This window comes from Streptoalloteichus tenebrarius (genome assembly GCF_024171885.1).
Taxonomy (GTDB): Bacteria; Actinomycetota; Actinomycetes; order Mycobacteriales; family Pseudonocardiaceae; genus Streptoalloteichus; species Streptoalloteichus tenebrarius.
In genome coordinates, this window is sequence record NZ_JAMTCP010000055.1 from 16854 (window position 1) to 39894 (window position 23041).

24 protein-coding genes are annotated in these 23041 nt (G+C 72.9%); 11 read left to right on the forward strand and 13 right to left on the reverse strand.

The genetic code is table 11. The annotated features are described in order from the left end of the window. Positions 1-147: 147 nt before the first annotated feature. From LX15_RS28930 to LX15_RS28940, 3 genes are all read right to left on the reverse strand, one after another. Positions 148-702: a DUF3558 family protein gene (locus LX15_RS28930; RefSeq protein ID WP_253673800.1), complete on the reverse strand. Its 555-nt coding sequence runs from the start codon at positions 700-702 to the stop codon at positions 148-150. Beyond that, a complete protein-coding gene (locus LX15_RS28935) occupies positions 699-1112 on the reverse strand; it encodes a hypothetical protein (protein ID WP_253673802.1) in 414 nt (137 codons plus the stop codon). Before LX15_RS28935 ends, LX15_RS28930 begins: the two co-directional genes overlap by 4 nt. Positions 1113-1317: 205 nt before the next feature. After that, positions 1318-1821, reverse strand: coding sequence for a hypothetical protein (locus tag LX15_RS28940; RefSeq protein WP_253673804.1), 504 nt, complete (start codon positions 1819-1821; stop codon positions 1318-1320). Positions 1822-1949: 128 nt separating this feature from the next. Between LX15_RS28940 and LX15_RS28945 the strand changes: the two genes are divergently transcribed. Continuing rightward, positions 1950-2495 (forward strand): hypothetical protein, encoded by a 546-nt coding sequence (locus tag LX15_RS28945; RefSeq protein ID WP_253673806.1) that lies wholly within the window; start codon positions 1950-1952, stop codon positions 2493-2495. On the opposite strand, the gene LX15_RS28950 is transcribed toward LX15_RS28945, so the two are convergent. After that, entirely contained in the window at positions 2438-3046 is a 609-nt protein-coding gene (locus LX15_RS28950; protein ID WP_253673808.1) for a DUF4232 domain-containing protein, read from the reverse strand. The genes LX15_RS28945 and LX15_RS28950 overlap by 58 nt on opposite strands. Before the next feature lie 111 nt (positions 3047-3157). Then, positions 3158-4210, reverse strand: coding sequence for a gamma-glutamylcyclotransferase (locus LX15_RS33335; RefSeq protein WP_253673813.1), 1053 nt, complete (start codon positions 4208-4210; stop codon positions 3158-3160). Positions 4211-4246: 36 nt separating this feature from the next. On the opposite strand from LX15_RS33335, the gene mtnA reads away from it, so the two are divergent. Beyond that, complete coding sequence (mtnA, locus tag LX15_RS28960) at positions 4247-5245, forward strand: S-methyl-5-thioribose-1-phosphate isomerase (RefSeq protein WP_253673815.1); 999 nt, start codon at positions 4247-4249, stop codon at positions 5243-5245. A 103-nt stretch (positions 5246-5348) separates the two neighbouring features. Then, the gene (locus tag LX15_RS28965; RefSeq protein ID WP_253673817.1) at positions 5349-6062 is read left to right on the forward strand and encodes a PIG-L deacetylase family protein; all 714 of its coding nucleotides are present in this window, start codon (positions 5349-5351) and stop codon (positions 6060-6062) included. Positions 6063-6138: 76 nt separating this feature from the next. Here LX15_RS28965 and LX15_RS28970 read toward each other — a convergent pair whose 3' ends face one another. Together LX15_RS28970 and LX15_RS28975 are read right to left on the reverse strand one after the other, a co-directional pair. After that, on the reverse strand, positions 6139-7227 hold the full coding sequence (locus LX15_RS28970) for an S-(hydroxymethyl)mycothiol dehydrogenase (RefSeq protein ID WP_253673825.1): 1089 nt from the start codon (positions 7225-7227) through the stop codon (positions 6139-6141). A gap of 107 nt (positions 7228-7334) precedes the next feature. Continuing rightward, on the reverse strand, positions 7335-7928 hold the full coding sequence (locus LX15_RS28975; protein ID WP_253673828.1) for a TetR/AcrR family transcriptional regulator: 594 nt from the start codon (positions 7926-7928) through the stop codon (positions 7335-7337). Positions 7929-8051: 123 nt separating this feature from the next. On the opposite strand from LX15_RS28975, the gene LX15_RS28980 reads away from it, so the two are divergent. The 5 genes from LX15_RS28980 to LX15_RS29000 all read left to right on the forward strand — a co-directional run bounded on the left by LX15_RS28980 (position 8052) and on the right by LX15_RS29000 (position 12238). After that, positions 8052-8462 carry a nuclear transport factor 2 family protein gene (locus LX15_RS28980; RefSeq protein WP_253673830.1) on the forward strand — a complete coding sequence of 137 codons (411 nt, stop codon included), beginning with the start codon at positions 8052-8054 and terminating at the stop codon, positions 8460-8462. 479 nt (positions 8463-8941) lie between these two features. Further along, a complete protein-coding gene (locus LX15_RS28985; protein ID WP_253673839.1) occupies positions 8942-10105 on the forward strand; it encodes a type III PLP-dependent enzyme in 1164 nt (387 codons plus the stop codon). Positions 10106-10273: 168 nt separating this feature from the next. Further along, positions 10274-10693: an adenosylmethionine decarboxylase gene (speD, locus tag LX15_RS28990; protein ID WP_253673841.1), complete on the forward strand. Its 420-nt coding sequence runs from the start codon at positions 10274-10276 to the stop codon at positions 10691-10693. A 47-nt stretch (positions 10694-10740) separates the two neighbouring features. Continuing rightward, positions 10741-11562, forward strand: coding sequence for a spermidine synthase (locus LX15_RS28995; RefSeq protein WP_253673861.1), 822 nt, complete (start codon positions 10741-10743; stop codon positions 11560-11562). Positions 11563-11863: 301 nt separating this feature from the next. Then, complete coding sequence (locus tag LX15_RS29000) at positions 11864-12238, forward strand: hypothetical protein (protein ID WP_253673843.1); 375 nt, start codon at positions 11864-11866, stop codon at positions 12236-12238. 1115 nt (positions 12239-13353) lie between these two features. Here LX15_RS29000 and LX15_RS29005 read toward each other — a convergent pair. The 3 genes from LX15_RS29005 to LX15_RS29015 all read right to left on the reverse strand — a co-directional run bounded on the left by LX15_RS29005 (position 13354) and on the right by LX15_RS29015 (position 17604). Further along, entirely contained in the window at positions 13354-15903 is a 2550-nt protein-coding gene (locus tag LX15_RS29005; protein ID WP_253673863.1) for an ABC transporter permease, read from the reverse strand. Between the two features lie 5 nt (positions 15904-15908). After that, complete coding sequence (locus tag LX15_RS29010) at positions 15909-16661, reverse strand: ABC transporter ATP-binding protein (protein WP_253673845.1); 753 nt, start codon at positions 16659-16661, stop codon at positions 15909-15911. A gap of 208 nt (positions 16662-16869) precedes the next feature. Beyond that, on the reverse strand, positions 16870-17604 hold the full coding sequence (locus tag LX15_RS29015) for a ceramidase domain-containing protein (protein ID WP_253673847.1): 735 nt from the start codon (positions 17602-17604) through the stop codon (positions 16870-16872). A 257-nt stretch (positions 17605-17861) separates the two neighbouring features. Here LX15_RS29015 and LX15_RS29020 point away from each other — a divergent pair, with 257 nt between their 5' ends. The 3 genes from LX15_RS29020 (at position 17862) to LX15_RS29030 (ending at position 19686) form a co-directional block, all read left to right on the forward strand. Further along, on the forward strand, positions 17862-18290 hold the full coding sequence (locus LX15_RS29020) for a hypothetical protein (protein ID WP_253673849.1): 429 nt from the start codon (positions 17862-17864) through the stop codon (positions 18288-18290). Between the two features lie 81 nt (positions 18291-18371). Next, positions 18372-19334, forward strand: a complete 963-nt coding sequence (locus LX15_RS29025; protein ID WP_253673851.1) for a PrsW family glutamic-type intramembrane protease — start codon at positions 18372-18374, stop codon at positions 19332-19334. Between the two features lie 91 nt (positions 19335-19425). Beyond that, positions 19426-19686 carry a metallothionein gene (locus LX15_RS29030; protein WP_253673853.1) on the forward strand — a complete coding sequence of 87 codons (261 nt, stop codon included), beginning with the start codon at positions 19426-19428 and terminating at the stop codon, positions 19684-19686. Between the two features lie 78 nt (positions 19687-19764). Here the strand turns inward: LX15_RS29030 and LX15_RS29035 are convergent, their stop codons facing one another. The 3 genes from LX15_RS29035 to LX15_RS29045 are packed head-to-tail and all read right to left on the reverse strand — an operon-like array spanning position 19765 to position 22305. Then, complete coding sequence (locus LX15_RS29035) at positions 19765-20169, reverse strand: hypothetical protein (RefSeq protein ID WP_253673855.1); 405 nt, start codon at positions 20167-20169, stop codon at positions 19765-19767. Between the two features lie 31 nt (positions 20170-20200). Continuing rightward, positions 20201-21691, reverse strand: coding sequence for a DUF6297 family protein (locus tag LX15_RS29040; RefSeq protein WP_253673857.1), 1491 nt, complete (start codon positions 21689-21691; stop codon positions 20201-20203). Next, on the reverse strand, positions 21688-22305 hold the full coding sequence (locus tag LX15_RS29045) for an ABC transporter ATP-binding protein (RefSeq protein ID WP_253673859.1): 618 nt from the start codon (positions 22303-22305) through the stop codon (positions 21688-21690). Before LX15_RS29045 ends, LX15_RS29040 begins: the two co-directional genes overlap by 4 nt. Positions 22306-23041: the final 736 nt, after the last annotated feature.

The window sequence follows — 23041 nt, forward strand, 5'->3', positions numbered from 1 at the left end:
CCTTCCGGAGCAGGGGGATGAGGGACGGGGGTCCGCCGTCGACCTTCTTCGCGAACTTGTCCGCGAGTTGCTCACCGATGCGGCACTCGCCGAGGTCTTGGACCAGGCCGACTTCGACCAGTGGCAGCCGGAACGTCTGTCGGCTCGCTATCGGGGGAGTTGGGACTCCACGGTCTGGGCGACGGCCATCGCGTCGGCGCAGGGGTCCTTCCCCGCGAACTTCCCGTGGTGATAGGTCAACTCCACGGCAATGGTGCCCTTCCCGTAGCTGAACTGTTGTGCGCACACGCCGTTGCCCGCGCCACCACCGACGACGACCAGCGCGCCGGTTCGTCCGTTGACCCGGTTCTCCTCGAACCGGTCGTAGGTGTGCCGGATCTTCCTGAAGTCGTCCAGGGCGAGGTTGTCGTTCCTGACCAGCCAGACGGTGAAGGGATCTCCCGGGTAGCGGCAGCCCATTCCCTTCAGTCGCTCCTCGGGTTCGGCGCGCGCGGGTTGCCTGAGACCGAAGGGCTCCGCCTTGCCGGCGGGCAGGAGCGCACAGGGATTGACCTTGGTGATCTCCTCCTCGGCCCGGGCGCCGTCAGTGGACCGATCGGGAGTGGTGGGAGTGCCGCCGACCGCGCCTCCACACCCCACGAGGGCGAGAACGGAGACGGCGGTCAGCGCGGTGCGGGTGGTTCGGGCCGTGGCCTGGCTCATTCGTCGCCCCTGGAGAACGCCCGGCGGTTGTCGTCGTCCGCTTGGTGGTAGGCCCGTCCGGCGGCCTCGAAGGTGCGGGCCATGTTCTCCAGGATGTCCTGGGCCTTCCGGAGGAGGGGGATGAGGGACGTGGGTCCGCCGTCGGCCTTCTTCGCGAACTTGTCCGCGAGTTGCTCACCGATGCGGCACTCGCCGAATCCGCTCGTCCTCTGGAGGTTCTGAGCGTCCTCCAGGGCTTCGTTGAGCCGGTCCTTGTGGTCCCGGCAGGCTTTCGCCGCGTTGGTCGCGGCCTCGGGGGTGACGCGGAAACCACCCGAGGTGACCGCCGCGTCGAGATCGGCCTGTTGTCGCCGGATGCCACTCAGCATCGACGCGGCCTGTTGGAAGTCGTCCGAACTCGGGTTGGCCATCGTGTCTCCTCGACCCCGTCGCTCATGTCACGCGCCCGCACAACCGTGTGCGCGTGATCGGCACGCCGAGGGGAGGAGGGCTTCGAACCTACGAGGGTGGGACGTCCCGAAGCGGTGGGCGAGGGGCATGGAACACCTCCGGCCGACGATCATTGATCATCGCCGACCGGAGGTGCCAGGCCTGTGCCCCGAAGGGACGAGGCGTTCAGTTCCGCGGTTGGACCAGGTACGCGCGCTCGCCGGGCGCCCACTGGAACACCCCGCCGCCCGTCCGGACGTGGACCGGTCCGCCCGGCGCTCCGTCGACCGCCACCACCTCGCCCACGGGGCCGATCGGGCCGAACAGCCGCACCCACTGGCCCGGCCGCAGGTCGAGTGGGTCCACCCGGCCGAGTGGCCGGACGTGGGAGGCGGGACGCAGCCGCGCCGTGACCAGCTTCCACAGCCCGTAGACGGCGACTCCGCCCGGGATGGACAGCAGGGACACCGTGCCGGTGGGCAGGGCGGTGATCAGCAGTAGCCAGGCCGCCACCCCCGCGAGCGCCGCGGAGCTGACCACCCGGCCGCCGATCACGATCCACCCGGTGGTGCGGACCGTGCCGTCGGCGAGCAGGCCGCGCGGGCGGGGGACCGACGGGAGCGTCTGGGTCGCGGTCTCCACGACGGGCATCCGCGCGGTCGTCGGGTCGGGAACGTGGTTCGTCGTCATCGCCTCAGCCCTGCTTCCAGCGCAGCTTGCCCTTGCTGTCCGGCGCGCACACCATCGGCGTGCCCTTCGAGGTGACGCCCCTGGCGCCCTCGGGGGAGCAGAACGCCCCCGGGTGCACGACCGGTCCCGTGCCGCCGCTGTGGTCGTCGTCCTGCTGCGGCGGCGGGTTGTGCGTGGGCTGGGGCGGCGGCGGGGCCGGCGGGGTGGTGACCGGCGGCTGCGCCGTCGGCTCCGGTGTCGGCTCCGGCGTGGTCGTCGGCGGTGCCGTGGTGGTCGGCGGTGCCGTGGTGGTCGTCGTGGTGGGGGCCGAGGTCGTGGTCTCGGTCGTCGTGGTCGTCGACGAGACGGTCGTCGTGGTGGGGGCCGTGCTGGTCGTGCTCGGCGCCGGGGACGCCGGCGGCGGCGCCTTGCCGGCCGCCGCGATCATCAACGCGACGAACAGCCCCACCACGGACGCCCCGGCGCGTTGCCAGAGCGGCGCCTTCCACCACCATCGTCGCAGCCCGTCGGGCTGCCGGGCCTGTTCCACCGCGACCGGCAAGCGTGCCTCCCTCGTCCTGGACGAGGGGGTGATCGGCCCTCACCCGGTCGGTGTTACGGGTGAGGGCCGACCGGCCTACAGCGGGAAGAACGCGCTGGTCGAGATCCTGCCGTGCTGGCAGACCGGGCCGTAGGACCACGTCACGGTGAAGGGCTGGGTCTCGTCCGGCGGGATCACCGCGATCTCGGCCGGCTCGGGCTGACACGGGCGGTCCTCCGGCTCGCCGGCCCCGGGCACGACGCCCCAGCGCAGGTTCGCCGCGGCCCGCCCGCCCGGCGCCAGCCGGACGAACTGCGGCCCCGGGTTGTCCGCCCGCTCCACGTTCGTCGCCAGCGGCGAGCGGTCCTTCCCCCGCAGCTCCATCCCCGCGTACCCCTGGAGGGTGCAGGGACGGTCACCGGTGTTGGTCACGACCAGTCGCGCGTAGCGGTTGCCCGCGCCCGAGTCCTGCATCTCGACCACGCCGCTCAGCGTGCGCGCGTCGCACCGCCCCTCGCTGGCGCGCGAGGTCGGGGCCGGCCCGCCGTCCGGCGCGGTCGTCGGACCGGAGCCCCCGGTCGCCGTGGTGGTTCCCCCGCCGCCGGTGGTGGTCACCGTCGGCGGCGCGGTGTCGGCCGGTGGGCGGTCGGGTCCGCACCCCGCGAGTGCGAGTCCTGCTAACAGAATCGTCAAGGTCGGCTTCAACGCGACCACCTCCAGTCACCGGGGGTTCCCGCCGTGGCGCGGTTTCCCACCTCCAGGACGTGTGACGTGGGGCGAAGTACGCCGAAAACCGGGGAAAACACTCGAAAGGCCTCAGGTGACCGGCCATCCGTGGGGTAGCGCGGGCATGCGATGGAGGTCGTCCAGGTTGGTCCAGACGTAGGTCCAGCAGACGGAGCCGTCGGGCAGGCGGACGCGGACGCGGCGGAACTCCTCGCCCTCGTAGCGGTCGAGCCGGGGCAGGGCCGCGGCCGGGTCCCGGAGGGTCAGCACCTGGCCGGGCACGAGGTCGTCGCTGTCCAACCGCAGCGCCGGGTAGCCGCGCCCGGTGTCGTGCACGACGCCGGGCAGCGTGGCGGGCCGACCGGGGCCGACGACGAACGGAGCCAGCAGCGGCCACCCGGCCGCGCCGGGCTGGAGGGTCCCGTAGACGAAGAGCCGGTCCGGCCACTCGTCGGCGCGCGGTGGTCCGTCCACTTCGGACACATCAAGCCCGTCCGGTCCCGCTTCGCCGCGCAGCGCCAGCGCGTCCGACTGTCCAATGTCGACACATCGGACCGGTCGGCCGTCGACGAGCAGCGGGAGCCGCACCTGGCTGGCGGCCGTGTACGCCCAGGGCGCGTCGACCGTCGCGCCGTCCTCCAACACGACGCGCCCGGTCCGCACCCTGGCCAGCCGGTAGCGCTCGCCCCGCCCCTCGCACCGGTCGAGCGCCAGCACCTGCTCCGGCGTGGCCAGCCAGACCGCGTGGCTCTCCACCGCCCCTGGGCGGGCGCAGAGCGTGGCCGGGCGCTGCCCGTCCCTGGCCCTGAGCCCGGCGGCCCACACGGCGGCGAGGTCGTAGGTCGTCGCCCTGATCAGGACGACCGGGCCGGGAAGGCCGAGGTGCTCGCGCAGCCAGGTGAGCTTGGCCGGGTTGCGGTTGGAGCCGTACGTGAGCAACGGGACGCGCGCCGCGACCGGCGGGGCGTCCCGTTCGGCGAGCCAGTCGTCCAGGTCGCGCCGGCCGACCCGCCATCCGGCGCAGGCGGCCTGGTCCGGCCGGAGGGGCCAGCCCCTGCCGCCGTGGTGGACGTACGAGTGGCCGGGCACACTGCCAGGGTAGGGGTCGGCCGGATGCTCGGCATCGACGAACGGCGCGACCACGACCGACACGGTAGGAAGACGGTGGACGGCCGAACCATGGAATGGGTGGATGGTCACATCCTGACCATCGACCAGACGAGACTGCCCGAGATCACCCCGTTGCGACTGTCCACAGTGGACGACGTCGTGGACGCGATCCGCCGCCTCGCGGTGCGCGGCGCCCCGCTGATCGGCGTGACCGGCGCGCTCGGCGTCGCGCTCGCCGCGCGGCACGCCGCCGAGGGCGGCTACGAGCCGCGCCGCGTCCGCGCCGACGCCGAACGCATCGCCTCCGCCCGCCCCACGGCGGTGAACCTGCGCTGGGCGGTGAACCAGGTGCTGCCGCACGTCGAGGCCGGCCCGGACGCGGTGCTCGCCGCCGCGCTGGAGCTGCTGGAGGCGGACGTGCGCACCAACGAGGCGCTCGCCCGCCGGGGCGCCGCGCTGCTGCGCGAGCTGGTGGGCGACCGGCCGATGAGCCTGCACACGCACTGCCACACCGGCGCGTTCGCGTGCGTCGCCTGGGGCACGGCGTTGGGCATCGTGCGCGCGCTGCACGAGGACGGCCTGGTGCGCCAGGTGCTCGCCGACGAGACCCGGCCGCTGCTCCAGGGCGCCCGGATCACCGCGACCGAGCTGTCCCGCATGGGCGTCGACCACCGCGTGGTGGTCGACGGCGCGGGCCCCGGCCTGATCGCCAGGGGCCTGGTCGACGCGGTGGTCGTCGGGGCCGACCGCGTCGCGGCCAACGGCGACGTGGCCAACAAGGTCGGCACCTACCCGCTGGCCCTGGCCGCGGCCCGCGCCGGCGTCCCGTTCGTGGTGGCCGCGCCCGAGTCGACGGTCGACCCGGACACGCCGGACGGCGCGGCGATCGAGATCGAGGAGCGGGACGGCGACGAGGTGCTCGCCTTCGCCGGGCGTCGCACGACGCCCGAGGGCAGCGGCGCGCTCAACCCCGCCTTCGACGTCACGCCGGCCGACCTGGTCACCGCCGTCGTCACCGAGAAGCGCGTGGTGCGGCCCGCCGCCGGCGAGCGGATGGCGGGCGAGTAGGCCCGGCGACCACCGGCCGGCCGGAGGCGGAGCCGCCTCCGGCCGACCGGTCGCCCGGTCGGGAACACGGGCGCACCCCTCCGCGCTTGGTGAGAATGTGACAGTGGAGTTGGCTGAGTTCCCCGAGGACTGGTCGTCGGCCCTGGTGGTCGTGGCGCACCCCGACGACATGGAGTACGGCGGCGCGGCGGCCGTGGCGCGCTGGACGGCGCAGGGCAAGAAGGTCGTGTACCTGCTGGCCAGCCGGGGCGAGGCGGGCATCGACGGCATGGCGCCCGACGAGTGCGCCGAGGTGCGGGTGCGCGAGCAGGTCGCGAGCGCGGCCGAGGTGGGCGTGGACGTCGTGGAGTTCCTCGACCACCCCGACGGGATGATCGAGTACGGTCTGCCGCTGCGCAGGGACGTGGCGCGGGCGATCCGGCGGCACCGCCCCGAGGTGGTGCTCGTGGTCAACCACCGCGAGACCTACGGCGGCACGTTCCTCAACATGGCCGACCACCGCGCCGTGGGGCAGGCCGGCATCGACGCGGTGCGCGACGCCGCCAACCGCTGGGTGTTCCGCGAGCTGGCCGACGAGGGCCTGGAGCCGTGGGATGGGGTCCGGCACCTCGCGGTGATCGCCTCGCCCGACGCCACCCACGCCGTCGACGTCACGGAGAGCTTCGAGGCAGGTGTGCGCTCGCTGCTGCACCACCGCGCCTACCTCGACGGGCTGGGGCCGGACTGGCCGAAGCCGGAGGTGTTCCTCCGCCAGGGCGCGGAGCAGGTGGCCGAGCGCTTCGGCGGTCGGCTCGGCGTGTCCTTCGAAATGCTCTGACGAACCGCTCCGACTCGGGACCACCGCCGGGCCCACGCGACCCGCGCGGGCGCGGCGGCGGCCTCCGGTCACCTGGTCAGTCGAACAGGACGACGCTGCGCAGGACCTCGCCCCGCTCCATCCGCTCGAACGCGCCCTCGACGCCGTCGAGGGCGATCCGCTCCGAGACGAACCGCTCCAGCGGCAGCCGGCCCTGGAGGTGCAGGTCGACCAGGGTCGGGAAGTCCCGCTCCGGCAGGCAGTCGCCGTACCAGGAGGACTTCAGCGCGCCGCCCCGCGAGAAGACGTCGAGCAGCGGCAGCTCGATCCGCATCTCCGGGGTGGGCACGCCGACGAGCACGACCGTGCCGGCCAGGTCGCGGGCGTAGAACGCCTGCCGCCACGTCTCCGGCCGGCCCACCGCGTCGATCACCACGTCCGCGCCGAACCCGCCGGTCAGCTCGCGGACGCGCTCCACGACGTCGCCCTCGCGGGCGTCGATCACGTCGGTCGCGCCGAAGTCCCTGGCCCACTCCAGCTTCCTGGGGTCGACGTCCACGCCGATGATCCGCGTCGCCCCCGCCAGTTGGGCGCCGGCGATCGCCGCGTCCCCGACGCCGCCGCAGCCGATCACCGCGACGCTGTCGCCCCTGCCCACCTCGCCGGTGTTGATGGCCGCGCCCAGCCCGGCCATCACCCCGCAGCCGAGCAGTCCCGCGACCTCGGGGGCCACCGCGCGGTCCACCTTGGTGCACTGTCCACTGTGGACAAGGGTGCGCTCGGCGAACGCGCCGATCCCCAGCGCCGGCGACAACGGCTGGCCCGAGGCCAGGGTCATGGGCTGGCTCGCGTTGAACGTCGAGAAGCAGTAGGCCGGCCGCCCGCGCCGGCAGGCGCGGCAGGTCCCGCACACCGCGCGCCAGTTGAGCACCACGAAGTCGCCGGGGGCCACGTTCGTCACCCCCTCGCCGACCTCGACCACCTCGCCGGCCGCCTCGTGCCCGAGCAGGTACGGGTAGTCGTCGCCGATCCCACCCTCCCGGTAGTGCAGGTCCGTGTGGCAGACCCCGCAGGCCAGCACCCGGACCACGGCCTCGCCGGGCCCGGGGTCGGGCACCACCACGGTGGTCACCTCGACCGGCTCGCCCCTGCCGCGCGCGACGACGCCGCGCACCTCGTGTGGCATGACCGCCTCTCCTTCCCTGGCTGCCCCCGGATCGGACGAGCCGGGGGCGCTCGCCGTCCACGATGATCTCCCGTGCCGGCCGGCCCTCCGCCGGAGCCCGGAGCGGTTCAGTCCCGGTGCAAACGGGCTGTGCGCGACATCTCGGCCGCGTCGAGCAGCGCCGCGGCCGCGGCCCGCCCCGCGCTCGCCGCGCCGGAGGCCCCGTGCACGGCGGCGGTCACGATCGAGCCCTCCACGACGAGCAGGAGCTGGTTGGCCAGCGCGCGCCCGGCCCCGGGGACGGCCTGCTCGGCGAGCTGGGTGAGGTAGGCCAGCAGCGCCTCCTTGTGCCGGCGGGTGGCCGCCGCGACCGCGGGGGAGACCTCGCCCAGCTCGCCGTGGGCGTTGATGAACGCGCAGCCCCGGAAACCGGGCTCGGCGAACCACAGCCCGAGCCAGTCGAACACGGCCAGGATGGCGTCTCTGGGGTGGTCGGCCGCCGAGCGCACGTAGTCGGCCAGCGCCGCGCGCCATCGCCGGTCCGTGCGGTCGAGGTAGGCCGTCACCAGCTCCTGTTTGGAGTGGAAGCAGCGGTAGAGCCGTTTGAGCGACACACCGGAGGCGCTCCGGATGTCGTCGATGCCGACCGACTGTAGGCCGCGCTCGTAGAACAACGCCTCGGCGGCGTCCAGCACCCGCTGGCTGGCCTCTTCGTCGTCCACACCCTTCCCCTTCCTAAGAGAACGGCCGTTCTCTAGGGTAGCCCCATGATCGGGAGAACCAGCGTTCTCAGGGGCGTTGTGCTCCGGTCGAGCGTGTCGCGTCGCCGAGGAGAGTGATCGCTGATGGGTCCGTTGGCCCCACCCTTCACCGAGGACACCGCCCGCGCCAAGGTCCGGGCCGCCCAGGACGCGTGGAACACCCGCGACCCCGACCGGGTCGCGCTCGCCTACACCGAGGACTCGGTCTGGCGGAACCGCGACGAGTTCCTCGTCGGCCGCGAGGAGATCAGGGAGTTCCTGCGCCGCAAGTGGGCGCGGGAGCTGGACTACCGGCTGCGCAAGGAGCTGTGGGCGTTCACCGGGAACCGCATCGCCGTGCGCTTCCGCTACGAGTGGCACGACGCCGACGGTCAGTGGTGGCGCGGCTACGGCAACGAGCTGTGGGAGTTCGACGAGCGCGGCCTGATGCGGCGTCGCGAGGCGAGCATCAACGACGTCCGGATCGACGAGGCCGACCGGGAGCTGGTCGACTGACGAGTCGACTGGCGAAAGGGGCGACGAGGCGACTCGGTCGCCGGTCACGTCATGTCCACAGTGGACGGTAGAAGGGCGTGGGCCGTGGAGGCGGCGGCAGGGCCATGCCCGTGGCCGTGGCGGTCGCCGACGGGCGTTCGACCGGCGGCTCGGGGGGAGGTCGGGAGCGCCAACCACGGGCCGGAGCCAGGGCTCGCCCCGACGTCACGTCGATCTCATTAACGGCGATTTGACGGGCGTCCCGGTGCCTGGCTGACCCAGGTCACATCCCTCAGGTCCCCCTTCCCGCTGTTCGTGCCCTAGAGTGGCGGGCTGCGCCGGCCGTCCCCGGCGGCGCGGCCCGTTCGGACATGCACGACGACTCGTCGACCCCGGCTCCCGACACCCCTCGTCGGTCGCCGCACGGGTGGACACGGCAGCGGGAGGAGGGACTGGGCTTGGCGATGGTGGATGGCCGTCGGACGGCCAGTCAGCGTCCAATGGATCACGGGGGCGCCGGCACGCCGGCCCGGATCCGCGAGTTCCTCGACCGCGAGCGCCCCGCGACGCCGTGCGTCGTCGTCGACCTCGACACCGTGCGCGAGCGGTACGCCGAGGTCAGCGAGGCCCTGCCGGAGGCCCGGCTCTTCTACGCCGTCAAGGCCAACCCGGCCCCCGAGGTCGTGCGCCTGCTCGTCGGCCTCGGCGCGTCCTTCGACGTGGCCAGCCCCGCCGAGATCGACCTGTGCCTGGCGCAGGGCGCCACCCCGGAGTCGATCTCCTACAGCAACCCGATCAAGAAGCGGTCCGAGATCGCGCACGCGCACGCCGCCGGGGTGCGGCTGTTCGCGTTCGACAGCGAGCAGGACCTGGAACACCTCGCGGCCGAGGCGCCCGGCGCCTCGGTGTTCTGCCGGCTGCTGATCCACTCCGACGGCGCGCGGACCCCGTTCGGCAAGAAGTTCGGCTGCGCCAGGGAGATGGCCGCCGACCTGCTCGTCAGGGCCGCCGAACTCGGGCTCGACCCCTGCGGTGTGTCGTTCCACGTCGGCTCGCAGCAGACCGACCCGGGCGCGTGGGAGGTCGGCGTCGCCGACGCCGCCTGGGTCTTCCGCGCGGTCGCCGGGCGCGGCGTCCACCTGAGACTGCTCAACCTCGGCGGCGGCTTCCCCGCCTCCTACGTGGAGGCCACCCCGTCGCTGTCGGTCTACGGCAAGGCCGTCCAGGAGGCCGTGACCCGCCACTTCGGCGACGCCGCCCCCGAACTCGCGGCCGAGCCCGGCCGGGCCATCGTGGGCGACGCCGGCGTGCTGCGCACCGAGGTCGTGCTGGTCTCCCGGAAGTCCTACGACGACGAGCACCGCTGGGTCTACCTGGACGCCGGCCGCTACAACGGGTTGGCCGAGTGCGAGGGCGAGGCCATCGCCTACCGCATCGTCACGCCGCGCGACGGCGGCCCGGTCGGGCCGGTCGTGCTCGCCGGGCCCACCTGCGACGGCGACGACGTCCTCTACCAGCGCACGGTGTACGAGCTGCCGCTGGACCTGCGGGCCGGCGACCAGCTCGACATCCTCAGCGCCGGCGCCTACACCGCGAGCTTCGCCTCGGTGTTCTTCAACGGGTTCTCCCCGTTGCCGACCCACTGCATCGGTGCCAGGGGCTGACGCGGCCGGGCGGCGGGACCACCCTCGCCGCCCGGTGGCCGCCCCGCGCGTCCGGCGCACCGCCCACCGACGTCCCCCTCGGTGATCCACCGGTCCCCACCCTCCCGTGTGGCGGGTGGTCCTCCATGCGCACAGGGCGTGCGTGATCGAGATGGTTGGGAGTGATAGATGTTCGCTGACCCGGGAGCGGTGCAGACCGTCGGGCTGTTCGCCGGGCAACACGTACTCGCCGAGCTGGAAGGGGTCGACGCGGCCCTGCTCGACGACGAGCCGTTCCTCCGCCGCACGCTGACCGAGGTCCTGGACCTGGCCGGTGCGACGGTGTGTGACGTGATCTCCAAGCAGTTCGAGCCGCAGGGCGTCACGGTGCTGGCCCTGCTGAGCGAGTCCCACGCCTCGGTGCACACGTACCCGGAGCGGGGCGCGCTGTTCGTGGACGTGTTCACCTGCGGGGACCGGGCCAAGCCCGAGCTCGCGGTCGAGCTGCTGACCAAGGCGCTGCGCCCCACGAGGGTGCAGTCGAAGACCATCCACCGCGGCGCGGACCACCCCGCCGCCGCGACCGGCCACCGAGAGGGGGCGAGTTGATCGAGATCGACGGCGGCCGCTACGTGCGCGAGCCGCTCGCCAAGGGCATGTTCCGGCTCTGGCAGGTCCACGACGTGCTGTTCGAGGGCGACACCGCCTATCAGCACGTGCTGATCGCCAGGACCGACCAGGGCGTGTCGCTGTTCTGCGACGACGACCGACAGAGCACGGAGTTCAGTCAGCTCGTCTACCACGAGGCGCTGCTGGTCCCGGCCCTGCTGCTCGCGGACAAGGTCGAGAACGTGCTGGTCGTCGGCTCCAGCGAGGGAGTCGTCAGCCAGATCTCGGTGGCCTTCGGCGCCACCCGCGTCGACCACGTCGACATCGACGAGCAGGCCGTCAAGCTGTGCGCGCGGCACCTGCCCTACGGCTACACGCCGGAGGAGCTGGAGCGGGCGGAGCGCGGCGAGGGCCCGGTCCGCGTGCACTACACCGACGGTTGGCAGTACCTGCTCGACGCCGCCAAGGGCGACGTGCGGTACGACATCGTCCTGGTCGACCTGCCGGACGAGCGGGACGACGAGGAGGCGCAGCACAACCGCCTGTACGGCGAGGAGTTCCTCCGCATGTGCAAGGCGGTGCTGGCCCCGGGCGGCGTGGTCGTCACGCAGGCCGGCTGCCAGACGATGTGGCGCAACACCACGCTGATCCGCTCCTGGAACCGGTTCCAGGAGAACTTCGGCACCACGGTCTACTACGGCTCCGACGAGCACGAGTGGGCGTACCTGTTCGGCCGTGCCGACGAGGTGGCCGACACCACCGAGCTGATGATCGAGCGTCTTGAGAAGAGCGCGTACCGCCCGGTGTCCATCGACGCCGACGCGTTGCGCGGCAACACGATCCCGCCGTACCTGGTGCGCCGGGGCTGAGCCACCGCACCCCGTTCGGCGGGCCGGCGCCTGGCCGGCACGGCCGACGCGGGACCGCATCGACAGCGGGTCCGCCGTCTCCCCGCGAGACGGTGGGCCCGCTGTTCGGCGTTCACGCCCCGCGTCGGCCGTGACGCCGGTCCGCACGAGACGGTCGGGGATTCGGGTGACGCGGACGCGCCCCAGCGCTCTCTGATGGGTGAACTGTGATCGTTATGGCCCTGAGGCTTACCCATCCGGGTGCGCGCACTCCTAGTTTGTGATCGCGACCACGGACGAGCGAGCACGAGGAGTGGTGCCGGTGAACGTCACGGACCAGGCGGCGATCGACGCGTTTCCCGAGTTGCGGCATCTCATCGCGTTGCGGAACGGCGGGTGGCGGTTCCTGCCGCCGCTGGTCCGGGACGGCCTGCCCGTGGAGGTGGACGGCTTCCGGGAGTGGCCGGGCGGCTACCGGGACGTGATCGGGGTGCGTTCGCCGACCGACGTGACGGGGCTGCGGGTGACCGGGGAGGACCCGCCGGGCATCGTCTGGGAGTTCACCGGGGGCCTCGGCGAGGTCGTGCACGCCCTGCTGGCGTTGCCCGCGCCGGGGGACCGGTTGGCCCCTCGACTGGTCGTCGCCTCCGGCCCTTCACTGTGGACCCCCACCCTCGGGTTCGGCCGCCCCTGCTGAGCGCGTCGGCCGGGTTCGCCTCGTCGCCGTGGCGCGCCCTCCCCCCGGCGCTCCCGCGCGGTCCCGTGCCGTCCACGCGGACGCCGGCGTCGACGAGACGTCCTGACGGCAGCGCTCCGGGGCTGTGGCGTGGAGTGCCGGCCGGCTCCTGGCGCGACAGCGGCTCCCGGCCCGTGTGCCGGGGTGCGGACGGCGGTCCGCGTCCCCGGCGCACGGGCCGGTGTCCTGGGAGCCGGTTGGCCTGCTCACCCTCCTGGCAGGTACGACGCCACTCGCTGGAGTGAAGGCATGGGCACTCGGGGGTGCGGGCTCGCCGGCCCGGCCATCACGCGAACGAGGAATGGGTCCCACTCCTGCGCGCCGCTCGGCGGCGCTGGCGTCCACTCCGCGGGCGCGGGTGCTGGTCCGGGTGGGGACGGGCGGCCCGCCGCCGTGAGCCGAACGGGCCACTCCCGGGGCCGGCGACGCCGAGCGACAGGAGGACACGCAGGGTGAGAAAAATGGTGATCGCCTTTCCCGTCTCGGACGAAGACACGGAGTGCGCCGCGGATTAGTGTCGTCGACGCGGGCCCGCAACCGAACATCGTCCGAGAATCCGGGAGAAACGATGTACGACGTCGACCTGTGGCATCACACGTGGGCCGCCCTCGGTCTGTATCTGGGCCTCGGGGTCCTTCTCTGAGGAATGCCGTCGCGCCAGGGGCGCACGCGGTCGGCGCCGAGCGTCCCGCGCCCAGCCCCCGCCGGGCGGCCTGGGCACTGACCTTCGGGCCGTGAGGTCGCTGACCAGCAGGAACGTCCCCGGTGTCGTGGCGGTCGCGAGGAGTCGGCGCGACCGGCGCGACGCGGCCAGCGCCCGACGCGGCCGTGCCGGGAGACGGGACCGTCGACGAGGGATCGGAGGGAGTTCCCCGCCTTCGGGGCGGCCGGCGCCGGCCCCGGCGGGAAGGGGAGAAGCGCGCCAGAACGGGCGGCCCGCCTGCCGCCCATTTCTTCGGAAATTCACGCGAGAACAACGACGACAACGGAGCCGGAAACCGAACACGACGAAAGGCGCGGCGGCCGCCCCCGAAACCGGGGACGGCCGCCGCGCCCTCCTGTGGTCGCCGGTGTCGTCAGTCGGCCGCCATCGCCGAGACCACCGAGGTCCTGGCCGCCCTGCGGGCGGGCAGCACGGCCGCCGCCATCGCGGCCACCAGCGCAACCAGCAGCATCACGCCGATCTGGCCGTACGGCACCACCAGGTTCAGGGTGATGTCCGCCCCGGAGAGGGAGGAGGTCAGCGCCCACGCGAAGCCCACGCCGAGGGCGACGCCCAGGATCGCGCCCATCAGCGCCATGAGCACCGACTCGACCAGCAGCATCAGCCGGAGCTGCCCCTTGGTGAGGCCCAGCGCCCGCAGCAGCGCGGACTCCCTGGTGCGCTCCAGGACCGACAGGCTCAGCGTGTTCGCGATGCCGAACAGGGCGATCACCACGGCCAGGCCGAGCAGGGCCCACACCACGGCCAACGCGGTGTCGATGTTCTTGTTGAGGTCGGCCTTCACGTCGGCCGCGCTGCTGACCTCGGCGGTCGGCACGCTGGCCAGGGCCTTCTCCAGCGCCTCCTTGCCGGCGACCGGGTCCACCCCGTCCCGCATGTCGACCATGATCTGGTCGTAGCCGGCGCGCGCCGGGTTCATGCGGGTGGCCGTGCCCAGGTCGACCATCGCCTCCGGCAGCTCCCGGCCGTGGTAGATCGCGACCACCTTGAGCTGCTGCTTCCTGGTCTCCCCGCCCTCGCGGTCGAGCACGCTCACCGTGACGGTGTCGCCGACCTTGAGGTTCTGCGCCTTGGCGGTCTTCTCCAGCAACGCGACGGTGTCGCCGCCGAGCTTCCCGAGGTCGCCCTCGTTGGTGGTCGGCCGGACCAGGCTGCCGATCGCGTCCCTGGTCACGCCGTCGACCGACGCGTAGGTCTCGCCGAGCTTCACCTGCACCGAGGCGCCGGGGGAGACCTTCTCCACGCCGTCGACCCTGCGCAGCGCGTCGACCAGCGACGTGGGGAGCTGCCGGTCGTACATCGCCGAGGTCACGGTGTAGTCGACGGGGAACTGCTTGTCGATGGCCTCGTTGCCCGCCTGCTTGGTCGAGGTCGCCACGACCGTGACCAGCGAGACGATGGTGACGCCGATCATCAGCGCCGCGGTGGTCGCCGCGGTGCGCTTCGGGTTGCGGCCCGCGTTGGCCGAGGCCAGCTTCGCCGGCACCCCGAACAGCGCGCCGGGCAGCACGCCGAGCACCCGGTTGATCGGGCCCACGATCATCGGGCCGAGCGCGACCACCGCCAGCAGCAGCACCATGGTGCCGCCGCCCACGATCATCATCGCGGCGTCGCCCTCGGCCTTCATGCCCATGGCGATCAGGCCGCCGCCGAGCAGCGTCAGGAGCGCGATCGCGGCGATCCGCAGCTTGCCGGTCCTGGCGACCTCCTCCTGGCTGTCCGGCTGGGACCGCAGGGCGGCGATCGGCGCGACGCGGGTGGCCCTGCGGGCGGGCAGCACGGCGGAGAGCACCGTGACGACCACGCCGACGCCGAGCGCGGCGAGCACCGTCGTGGCGGTCACCGGGACCCGGACCGCGCTGTCGCTGTCCGTCATCGCGTTCACCCCGAGCTGGAGGGCCGCCGCGGTGCCGACGCCGCCGGCCAGGCCGACGACCGAGGCCACCAGGCCCATGACCACGGCCTCCAGCAGGACGCTGCCGAAGAGCTGGCCCCGGTCCGCGCCCACGCAGCGCAGCAACGCCAGCTCACGCGTGCGCTGCGCGATCAGGATGGTGAACGTGTTGTAGATGACCATCGCCGCGACCACCAGCGCGATCACCGCGAAGGTGAGCATGAAGGTGGTGAGGCTGCTGGCCTGCTTGCTGTAGCTCTCCAGGGCCTTCCTGGTGGCCTCCTCGCCGGTCGTCGCCTTGACGTACGGCTTGCCGAAGGAGTCCTGGACCCGCTTGGCCAGGTCCGCCTGGGACACGCCCGCCGCGCCGGCGACCACGATCTCGTAGGCGCCCTTGGCCCCCTCGGGGTTGAGCGAGCGCAGCGAGGCCGACGTGGCGATGAACTGGTCGGCCAGGTACAGCGAGCTGGCCTGGACACCGCGCTGGTAGACGCCGACGACCGTGAACTTGCGCCGCTGCTCGGCCTTGTCCACGAACTCGACCTGCTGGCCGACGGAGATCTTGTCGTTCTTCGCGGTGCGCTCGTCGAGGGTGACCTCGTCGTCGCGCTGCGGGAAACGGCCGTCCTTCAGGTCGACCGGCAGCAGCTTGGTGTCCCGCACCATCGGCACGCCGGCCGCGGGCTTGGCGCGGCCGTTGCCGTGCACCATCGGCACCAGGACGAACTCGCGGCCCTCGGCCGAGGCGACGCCCGACACCCTCCGCACCGCGTCGACCTGTTCCGGCGTGAACATGCGCGGCTGGCCCTCGGGCACGTCGCCGTCGATGTTGACCACGACGTCGACGTTGCGCGTGTCGCGGGCGAAGTTGTCCTTGGTCTCCGCGTCCATCGCGTCGCCCAGCACCAGGGTGCCGCTGACGAACGCGACGCCGAGCACGATCGCGACGGAGGACAGCAGGAGCCTCATCATGCGGGCGCGGATGCCCGCCAGTGTGGCGCGCAGCATCCGCGTCACGCCCCCAGGTTCTTCATCGCGGCCAGCACCGAGTCGGCGGTGGGCCGGTGGATCTCGCCGGCGAGGCGGCCGTCGGCCAGCAGCACGACGCGGTCGGCGTAGGAGGCGGCCACCGGGTCGTGGGTCACCATGATCACGGTCTGGCCGAGCTGGCGGACCGAGGTCTGGAGGAAGTTCAGCACCTCGGCGCCGGACTTGGAGTCCAGGTTGCCGGTGGGCTCGTCGGCGAAGACCACGTCGGGCTTGGCCACGAGCGCGCGGGCGCAGGCCACGCGCTGCTGCTGGCCGCCGGAGAGCTGGTTCGGCTTGTGGCCCAGCCGCTGGCCGAGGCCGGTGACGTTGACGATGGTGTCGAACCACTCCGGGTCCGGCTTGCGGCCGGCGAGCTGGAGGCCCAGCAGGATGTTCTGCTCCGCGGTCAGCGTGGGCAGCAGGTTGAACGACTGGAAGATGAAGCCGATCTTGTCCCGCCGCAGCTTGGTCAGGCCCTTGTCCGACTGCTTCGTCAGCTCGATCTGTCCGATGTGGACCGTGCCGGCGTCGACCGTGTCCAGCCCGGCGAGGCAGTGCATCAACGTCGACTTGCCTGAGCCCGACGGACCCATGATCGCGGTGAACTGGCCGGCGGAGAAGTCGACGCTCACCCCGTCGAGGGCGCGGACCGCGGCCTCACCCTTGCCGTACACCTTCACGAGCTGACGCGCCGCGACGGCGGTCCTCGTACCAACGTCGGACAGCGTTGCAGACATGCGTGTTCCCACTTCCAGACTTCGAGCTGCCCGGACCTCGGGCGCGGGGACGTCGCCACGGACTCGGAGCGCGACGACAGCACGAAGGTAGGCAGTGGGGCCGTGCCCCGGCATCGCCCCGGGGTCCGGTTCCCCGTTCGAACCCCGGGGGCAGCGGGGTGCACCCCGGTCAGACTGCGGTCGGAGATCGCGTCATCCCTCTGGAGTACTACTCCCCTCGGGGGATGTCGACCTTCGGAAGACCCGGCCCGTCGCCCCTGCCCGGCGCGGCCCCGTCCAGCCGGGACCACCGCAGGACCAACGCCCGGCACACCCCGTACAGCACCACCGCGTTCAGCACGTGCCACAGGAAGTGCGTGCCGACCGGCAGCGCGGCGCAGACCCGCTCGTCGAGCGTCCGCAGCGCCAGCGACACCGCGAACACCCCGGCCGAGCCCACCAGCAGGTACCCGCACCGCCGCACCCACGGATCGGAGTTGAGCAACGCCACCCCCGCCCCGGCCAACACCGCCAGCGCGGGCACGTAGCCCGCCGACCCCCTCTGGTCACCGAGCGCCACCGTGACCAGCGTCGTCACCATCAGCGAGAACAACACGAACGCGGGAGCCGACCACCAGGCCCAACCCCACCGCACGCCCCAGAACCAGTGCAGGTAACAGACCAGGTAGAAGACCATGAAGGCGGAGATCGGCAGGACGTCGGCCAGCCCAGCCCACACCGTGGCGACCGTGTGGAACAGCCCGCTGCCGACGCCGATGACCACGACCAGGCCGGCCAACACCCGGAGGCTGACCGGGACCGGACGCCCGACCCGGCGCAGCGAGCGCCACAACGCGAACCCCGCCACCAGGAACGCCACGTTGCTGACGGCGTTCCACGGCTCCGCGAGCAGCCCCGGCCCGGTGCGCTCACAGTAGGAGTCGATCTCGTCGGTCCAGTTCACGTCGCCACCTCGCGCAACGATCCTGCCGCCCCGCGCCGTCCCCTGGGTGAAGACGACACACGATCGAGGAGGCCGCCATGGGATGGCACTGCACCGCAGGCCACGGCACCGCACGCCACGGCACCGCAGGCCACGACACCGCACCCGCCCGCACCCGGCCGGCGCCCACGGACGGGACGGGCGCACGGCCGTCCGAGGGCGCCTCCAGTATCCGGCGCGGACGCCGGGCCCCGTCGTGGGCCGCCAGGGGGATTCCGTTGGCCGCGATCCTGTCGTTGGCGCTCCTCACCGCCTGCGGGCAGCGCCCCGGCTCGCCGCCGGACACCTCCCCGCCGGGGCAGCCGGTCAGCACCTCGGCGTCCCCGTCGGGCCCGCCCGGCGAGCCCCGCGCCGTGGACCCGCGCCCCGGGCAGGCCGGCGTCCACCCCACCCGCTGGCACCGGGTCGAACCGGTCGAGGACGGGGCCGCCCTGCGGGTCAGCTTCTGGTCGGGCGTCGAGCCCTGCCACGTCCTCGACCACGTCGACGTGCGCCAGGGCGCCGACGAGGTCGTCATCACCGTGCACGAGGGCCACGACCCCGCCCGCCCCGACACGGCCTGCGTCGAGATCGCCGTGCTCAAGGCCACCGTCGTGCGCCTCGACGCCCCGCTCGGCGGCCGGCGCGTGGTCGACGGCGCGGTGTGACGCGGCGCGTCTCGACGCGCGGCCCCACCCCGGACCGCGTTAGCTTCCGGCTGCCAGCGACCACCGGCAGCGGAGGCCCGCATGAGCATCCCCCCGGCAGGACCAGCGGGACCCGTCCCCAGCGGATTCCCGCCCCCGGCGCCGACCCCGCCCAGGGCGTGGCTGAGCATCTTCACCGCGGGACTCGCGTTGTGGGTGCTCACGGTCGTGGTCATCTTCCTGACCGGGAACACCAACCTCATCCCCACCCTGGTCCTGCTGGGCAGCTTCCTGCTGCCGGTCACCTACGTGACCTGGGCTCTCGCCCACGCCGGAGGGGGAGAGCTGACGCTGCCGACCGTCGCGCAGGCGTTCTTCGTCGGCGGGGTGCTCGGCGTGCTCGCCGCGTCGCTGCTGGAGACCTACCTCCTCGCGCCCTCACCCGGGATGTACGTCGGCGTCGGCCTCATCGAGGAGCTGGTCAAACTCCTCGCCCTGGCCTACGTCGCGCGTCGCCTGCACCGCCGCGCCCTCCGGGACGGGCTGGTGCTCGGCGCGGCCGTCGGCTTCGGCTTCGCCGCGTTCGAGAGCGCCGGGTACGCCCTCAACGCCCTGATCACCGTCCACGGCCTCGACCTGAGGGCCCTGGTCGAGACCGAGATCCTGCGCGGCCTGCTCGCCCCGGTCGGCCACGGGCTGTGGACGGCGATCGCCGGCGGCGTGCTGTTCGCGGCCAGCCGCGGCGGCCGGTGGCGGGTGACCGCCGGTGTCACCTGGACCTACCTCGGTGTCGCGGCCCTGCACGCGTTGTGGGACTCGATGCACGGCATCGCCGTGCTGCTCACCATGGTCCTCACCGGCACCAGCTACCAGTACCAACTGCTCCAGCTCGGCTACGTCCCACGCCCGACACCGGCCCAGGTCCACCTGTTCACGACGCTCAACTGGGTCGGCCTGCTGATGGTGGCGCTCGTCGGCCTGGCATGGCTGGTCGCGCTGCGACGCGCGGCCGAACTCCCACCCCCGCCGCCGCCCAGGGGTCCGGGTGTCGCACCGATCGCATGACCCCCGGAGGACGCCCTCCGGTTGCCCGTCCCCTGGGCGCCCCGCACGCTGCCGATGCACGTGACCGGACACGAACGCGAGGAGGTGCGTCGTGGCCACCTGCGACGTCTGCGGCAACGACTACTGGATGGCCTTCGAGGTCCGCACCCTCACCGGGGAGACCTACACCTTCGACTCCTTCGAGTGCGCCATCCAACGGCTCGCCCCGCTGTGCGAGCACTGCAAGTGCCGGATCATCGGGCACGGCGTCGAGGTCGAGGGGCGCTTCTTCTGCTGCGCGCACTGCGCTCGGGAAGGCGCCGCGACCCTCGGCCAGCAGATCCGCGACACCGTCGGCGCGCACCCGGGCTGAGCCGCCGACGCCGTTCGCCGACGGCTCAGCCGACCCAGCGCCGACCCAGCGCCGACCCAGCGCCGACCCAGCGCCGACTCAGTCGTCGTCCCGGTCGCGGCCGTGCCGGCCGTGGTCCCGGTCGTGGTCCCGCTCCCGGTGCCGGTCGGACGCCTCGCGCTCGCCGCGCGGCCTGCGGGGCGGGTCGACCCTGGTCGGCGCGGGCGCCAGTGTGGCGGGGGACGTCGAGGGCGGCACCGCTCGCTCACCATCCGACGCGGCGGTGCCGGCGTCCGCGTCGGACCGCGCGGCGGGCGCGTTCGCGCCCACCCCACGCACGGGCACGACGATCCCCGCCCTGGCGGGTGTCGCGTCCCGAACCTTCGGCAGCGCCGCCATGGTCAGCACGCCGACCACGACCGCGCCCGCCGCGAGCCCGAGCGCCGTGAGCACCGTCCGACGGGACAGTTCGGTTTCCCCGTACTCCAACGAAGGGCCGTCCACGCGACGCTAGTCGATCTTGAGAAGCGATCCGTTACTTGCTCCTCGTCAGCACGCACGCGACCGCCGCGCCGACCGCCAGAACGGCGAGCACGACCGGCGGCAGGCCGGCCAGCGCGAGCAACGCGAGCCCCACCACGACGTCCGGGCCACGCAACAACTGCTGGAACAACCCCAGCGGCAGATCGCCCAACGGCGTGCTCACCGACGGCACGTCGTAGACCAGCGGCGGCTTCGTGGCCGTCCGCACCGCGCCGGCCAGCGCCGTCGCCGCGGAGGCGACCAGGACCAGCAACGCCGCCGCCCATCCCGCGCCGGTCGCCGACGCCACCGCCGGCGTGGTCACGCCGGCCCACACCAGCGCGGCCACCGCGGGCACCACACAGTGCACGAGCCGGAACACCCGGTCACCGAGCGGCATCATCCGCCGCAGGCCAGGGCGGGAGTTCACGGCGCGCAGCCCGGCCGTCAGCCGAGCGACCGCGAGACCACCGGCCACGATCTGCACGGGGTGCGCCCACGCCGGGGACACGACCAACGTGCCGGCATAGGGGACCACGGCCATCGCGGCCCACATCGCGACCGCTCCCGGCATCCGCCCCACCCGGCGTGCCTCCGACCACAGCAGCACCCACAACCCACGGCCGCGACCACGCCGCGGCCGCACCGTCGCCATCCGCCGCCAGCGACGGAACTCCAACGTCCCGGTGAGAAGCGAGAGATCGAGCCACGCGACCGAGGTCACCGCCGTCATCGCCACGTCGCCGCCCGCACCCAGCACACCCCGGTCCAACCGGCCCAGCGCCCGGTGCGCCAGCACCACACCCACGACGGCGACGACGAGGAACACCGGCGCCGCCACGAAGAGCACCACCTCCACGGGCGGCGCGGCCAGCCGCCAACCGAGCGCGGAGGACAACACCGGCATCGCCGCCAGCAGCACGGCCCCGGCGGCGAACACCGCGCTGATCCGACGTGAGAGCGGCTCGGCCCGGCCACCCGCCTCCAGCACCACCATCGCCGCGAACGCCGCCACCGCGACCAGCCCACCCAGCGCGGCGGACCAGGTGACCAACATCAACGAAAGGCGGCCGACCAGCGCCGCCGTGGTGAACGCCGCCGCGCCGACCACCGCGCTCCCCGCGGCGCCGGCCCAGAACCGGGGAGCGAGAAGGCGTCGCCGGTCCACCGGCGTGGACAGGATCCAGGTCAGCGTGGGACGCCCGGCCGACACCGGCCCGAGCGCGCCAAGCGCACGGACGCCGGCGGTCACCAGGAGCACCATCGCCGCCAGGAGCATCCACGCTCCGGCGGTGACGTCGGAGACGGGTGGCTCGGCGCCCGCCAGTTCGACGAGCCGCCGCACGGACTGCACGACCAGACCGCCGACGATGACGACATAGGGCACGACTTCGGTGAGGACCCCGACGAAGCGCTTCGCGGGATGCGCGGCCTGCCGGGCAGTGCGCACCCACTGGCGGAACTCGCGCGCGGAGGGCGCGGCCGGCGCGGTCGTGCCGGTCATCTCCCCACCTCGACCCGCCGGTCGGCGACCGCTCCGGCCAGCTCCGGGTCGTGACAGGCCATCAACACGGCCACCCCGGCGGCCTTCTCCGCCCGCAACCGCTCGGCCAGCCACCGACGCCCGGCCACGTCCAGCCGCTGCTCCGGCTCGTCGAGCACCAGGAGCCGGCGCGGTCGCACCAGGCAGGAGGCGAGGGCGAGGCGCTGCCGCTGACCGGACGACAACGTCACGGGGAGCTGGGCCATGGCCCCCTCCAGACCGAGTTCCTCCAGCACCTCGTCGACGACGACCTCGGGCTCGGCGACACCGTGCGCCCTGGCCAGCAGGTCCAGGTGCTCGACCACCGCGAGGTCGGGGAAGAAGTCGACGTCGTCGAGGGCCACGGCCATGGCCGCGCGCACGACGGGGTCGCTCTCGTCCACCACGCGGCCGTCGATTCGGACGGCACCGGCGTCGGGCTTGTCCGACCCGACGACACAGCGCAGCAGCGTGGTCTTGCCCGCTCCGTTGGGTCCGGTCAGGACCACCGCCTGTCCGGGTTCGACATGGAAGCTCACTCCGTCCAGCACGGCCTTCTCACCGAACCGGCGGACTACCCCCTCGACTTCCAGCATGTTCGCAAGGTACCGAGCGGAGGGGGCGTCACGGCCGCGCCGAGAAACCGTGACAGCGCAATGAGAAGCAGGGCGCGGGAGAAGCGCGGAGGCGCGCGTGACCGCCATCACACTGCGATCTCGGGGGGTCTCGGCTAGCGTCGACCGTGTTCGACGCCTGCCGCTGATCAGCGGTTTTGCGTGTCGGGCCGACATGGTCAACTCGCTGACCAGGCGATTTGACCCGGCGATGGCCCGTGCGTAAATTTCTCTCTGCCAGCGCGGAACGGACCCCGGACGAACCGGGGGTCGGAGCACTGGAGCCGCGAACCAAGCTCCCACCGGGTGGTGGTAGAGTGGGCGGCCGCTGGTTCGGATCCCAGATCTCCTCCTCGTGGGGCGGATGTGCGTGGGCTCTCCGGGCTGGTGAACACCACAGACTACTCACGAATATGCTGGTCGGGTGCGGTGCTGCCGGGTCTCTCTCGGAATGAGGGTGGATTTGACAGTCCGCGGAACGGCCGGATAGCGTGGGAAACACCAAAACCGAAAACGGGCCGATGAGGAACTCCTTTCGAGGGTTCTTCTGCTCGGTTGGGTCCGCTGTGGCCGCGAACGCGTGGTGCGGGTGGATTTGACGGGGCGAAGTTGGTCCGGCTAGGGTTGGTGAGCGTTACAAGCAAAGTAGTGAGACAGCGCCCCGGATCGGGACATGCGGTTGTGTGTCTGGTGAGGGTGTGCGTGTGTTCTTTGAGAA

Excerpts from the sequence above, each read along its gene's own strand:
- speD (WP_253673841.1), top strand. The coding sequence starts at position 10,274 with ATGTTCGCTGACCCGGGAGCGGTGCAGACCGTCGGGCTGTTCGCCGGG.
- LX15_RS28995 (WP_253673861.1), top strand. The coding sequence starts at position 10,741 with ATGTTCCGGCTCTGGCAGGTCCACGACGTGCTGTTCGAGGGCGACACC.
- LX15_RS28985 (WP_253673839.1), top strand. The coding sequence starts at position 8,942 with ATGGATCACGGGGGCGCCGGCACGCCGGCCCGGATCCGCGAGTTCCTC.
- LX15_RS29025 (WP_253673851.1), top strand. The coding sequence starts at position 18,372 with ATGAGCATCCCCCCGGCAGGACCAGCGGGACCCGTCCCCAGCGGATTC.
- LX15_RS28980 (WP_253673830.1), top strand. The coding sequence starts at position 8,052 with ATGGGTCCGTTGGCCCCACCCTTCACCGAGGACACCGCCCGCGCCAAG.
- LX15_RS29040 (WP_253673857.1), bottom strand. The coding sequence starts at position 21,691 with ATGACCGGCACGACCGCGCCGGCCGCGCCCTCCGCGCGCGAGTTCCGC.
- LX15_RS29010 (WP_253673845.1), bottom strand. The coding sequence starts at position 16,661 with ATGTCTGCAACGCTGTCCGACGTTGGTACGAGGACCGCCGTCGCGGCG.
- LX15_RS29005 (WP_253673863.1), bottom strand. The coding sequence starts at position 15,903 with ATGCTGCGCGCCACACTGGCGGGCATCCGCGCCCGCATGATGAGGCTC.
- mtnA (WP_253673815.1), top strand. The coding sequence starts at position 4,247 with ATGGAATGGGTGGATGGTCACATCCTGACCATCGACCAGACGAGACTG.
- LX15_RS28935 (WP_253673802.1), bottom strand. The coding sequence starts at position 1,112 with ATGGCCAACCCGAGTTCGGACGACTTCCAACAGGCCGCGTCGATGCTG.
- LX15_RS28930 (WP_253673800.1), bottom strand. The coding sequence starts at position 702 with ATGAGCCAGGCCACGGCCCGAACCACCCGCACCGCGCTGACCGCCGTC.
- LX15_RS28970 (WP_253673825.1), bottom strand. The coding sequence starts at position 7,227 with ATGCCACACGAGGTGCGCGGCGTCGTCGCGCGCGGCAGGGGCGAGCCG.
- LX15_RS29045 (WP_253673859.1), bottom strand. The coding sequence starts at position 22,305 with ATGCTGGAAGTCGAGGGGGTAGTCCGCCGGTTCGGTGAGAAGGCCGTG.
- LX15_RS28940 (WP_253673804.1), bottom strand. The coding sequence starts at position 1,821 with ATGACGACGAACCACGTTCCCGACCCGACGACCGCGCGGATGCCCGTC.